The sequence below is a fragment of the Sphingomonas sp. STIS6.2 genome (assembly GCF_000732685.2).
Taxonomy (GTDB): domain Bacteria; phylum Pseudomonadota; class Alphaproteobacteria; order Sphingomonadales; family Sphingomonadaceae; genus Sphingomonas; species Sphingomonas aerolata.
Map to the genome: position 1 here is coordinate 1 of NZ_JPDP02000112.1, position 2,299 is coordinate 2,299.

Sequence of the window (2,299 nt, forward strand, 5' to 3'; positions counted from 1 at the left end):
CATCGCGGATGCATGCCATCTTCCCGAAATGGCTGCTGAGGCAACTTCTGTGTCGCTGATTATTGCCCTTCTGCAAGTCGCGGCTGTCGAGCCGCTGCCGCATCAGTGGGCAAAGTTCAGCCGTGGTGGCGGCCTCAGCCAAAACACTGAGACCGTCGAAATATCGGTAGCAAAACGAAGCGATATCAAAGACTCGTCTTACCGATTGCGCTTAGTCACACAGTCTATGCGAGGCGTCGCCGATATCCGGTGGGCTGACAGCGCAACCTGTCCTGGCATGCAAAGCTTAATCGAAAGCATGAGGGATATTCAGATGCCCCCTCCTGCGCCGCCCAGCCTTGCTCCTGATCAGACAATTATTTCTATGCTTGATGGCCTCGAGTATACTCTCACCACTCGAACATCAGACATAGACGGTGCCGTAACATTGCGTTCGAATACTGGGTCCTCGACAGCGAGGTGGATCGATACACTTCTTGACAAGCTTTCGCCATGCCTCACAAGAGTTAGCCCTTGAAGGCTTGATGCGCGCAATGGCTAGGCGGAATTCACATAGGGTCGCGACGTTCTGCTGCTCTCTCTGCGTTCAGAAGGGTTGAAAGCCTACCGACCACTGCCGGGCAGGAGAGCGGCCTGGCGACAAGCGCCCACTAGCGGTCATTCAACGCCCGCTTTGGAAACGCTGATGGTGGTCACTCATGATGAGCAACGGGATCGGCCTTACACGTCCCTTTGATTGACCACCCTCCATCCAGTCCTCCGCCCGAGGCCTCGAACAAGGCGGTCTTGCGGTGGAAACGGAAATGGGACGAATAAGGAGGGGCGCCTGGGTTCTGAGATGTACGGATCTCCACTGAATCGTCGGTGCTGGTGACCGAACACTGCGCCCCGACCGCGCAGAACTTCTCTTCCGTCGACGCGAGTCGAAAGACCGTGGACTGCCGACCATCGTCGATGACGCGCAAGAAGTGTTTGCCGGTCTTTTGGACGCCGAAGGGATACCCTTCAGACTTACCCTCTCCGACACAGGAAAATATGCGGGCTATCGGCTGCGCTTCGCCATAGACCGGGGACGATGCTACAATAACAACAAGCGTAATGAACGGTCCCATAGCCTACTTCCCCCGCGATGCGAACAGCACATGGAAGCACGTTACCTCACTGCTGAAAACCTCCTCAAAGCGGACGGTCAGCTAACCACCAGGTCGCGACGTTCGCGCTGCTGATCGGCATTAATCCGAAGCGGCCAGTCTGCATTCGCCCAACTGCGGACGCTTAAGACTCGTCAATCAGTCTGCCCGAAGCGTCCGCACACGAGCATCTTGATCCAAGAAAGCTTCGCGGATTATGGTCATCATTGAAATGGCTGATAACCGATATTGCGGCCAATTCGTCTGCACATCTGCCTTCGCCCATTGCTGTCGGAAGCTGTCATATTTGATACCAAGAGCGATGCAGTCCGCTTTCAACGCCGCAGCTATCGCTCTGTCGCCAACGTTACCTTGAATTATCGGATCGAAGATAACGTCATGCTTGTAGCGTTGAAAGTCTCGCATCCGCGCCGTTAGCTCGACGCGAAATTCGGCAAGCCGGGGCCACGCCTCGTCGTAGGTAGCGTTAAACAAAGGTCGCGCCTGGTTCAGTACAGACAGCACAGCCCGCTGCTGGTCTAAAAATTCGGCGAACGGGCGGTTGGCTTGCATTTTATGTGCATTGGGCAGTGATTTGGAAAATTGCAACGCCAAGGGAAGCGCGAAATCTCCACTATTTACTAGATTGCGACGAACGCGAACGACGAGGCAGAAAGCCGACCGCCCGCTTTCGGGCACGGAAGCAGACAGTCCGGAAACGCCCAAAGTCGGACGCTAAAAGACGGTCGACGTTTTCCAGATTGCGGACATTGGCGCGGTCTCTATCGTGGTAGGTATGCCGCCCGTAGCTGCCGACCTTAGACTTTCAGCACAACGTGCCTTGTTGGGCGCGATTTACCCGGAAGTCCGGATGGTGAAGGTTCGGCGGGACGGTAGCCTCATCACGTTTACCGCAATTTGCCATAGCCGATTTAGCGATGAAGCGCTCGATGCCCTGACGGCGGCCACTGCTGAGATCGCAGCTGACTTTTCCGACTGCGAGGTGGATTATCACATTGTCGGCAGCAACGACCCGCTTCCAAAAGAAGATATTTTAACGGAGGGCTGGTTGTTTCAACGGGCAGAACCCAGCGTCCGCTAAGGCTACCTCCTTCTCGAAAGCGGACTGTCCGCTTTCCACCAGTTCCGGACGTTCCGGAGCCGATTGC

4 protein-coding genes are annotated in these 2,299 nt (G+C 55.7%); 2 read left to right on the top strand and 2 right to left on the bottom strand.

The annotated features are described in order from the left end of the window. Positions 1 to 517: hypothetical protein (locus sphst_RS21270; protein ID WP_234387650.1), on the top strand; the 517-nt coding region annotated here is incomplete at its 5' end. A gap of 175 nt (positions 518 to 692) precedes the next feature. Here sphst_RS21270 and sphst_RS20630 read toward each other — a convergent pair. Both sphst_RS20630 and sphst_RS13630 read right to left on the bottom strand, forming a co-directional pair. Beyond that, positions 693 to 1,112 carry a hypothetical protein gene (locus tag sphst_RS20630; RefSeq protein WP_159043626.1) on the bottom strand — a complete coding sequence of 140 codons (420 nt, stop codon included), beginning with the start codon at positions 1,110 to 1,112 and terminating at the stop codon, positions 693 to 695. Positions 1,113 to 1,289: 177 nt separating this feature from the next. After that, the gene (locus sphst_RS13630) at positions 1,290 to 1,745 is read right to left on the bottom strand and encodes a hypothetical protein (RefSeq protein ID WP_159043627.1); all 456 of its coding nucleotides are present in this window, start codon (positions 1,743 to 1,745) and stop codon (positions 1,290 to 1,292) included. Positions 1,746 to 1,971: 226 nt separating this feature from the next. On the opposite strand from sphst_RS13630, the gene sphst_RS13635 reads away from it, so the two are divergent. Continuing rightward, positions 1,972 to 2,232 carry a hypothetical protein gene (locus sphst_RS13635; RefSeq protein ID WP_234387651.1) on the top strand — a complete coding sequence of 87 codons (261 nt, stop codon included), beginning with the start codon at positions 1,972 to 1,974 and terminating at the stop codon, positions 2,230 to 2,232. Positions 2,233 to 2,299: the final 67 nt, after the last annotated feature.

Coding starts and splice junctions, on each gene's coding strand:
- sphst_RS20630 (WP_159043626.1), bottom strand. CDS start 1,112: ATGGGACCGTTCATTACGCTTGTTGTTATTGTAGCATCGTCCCCGGTC.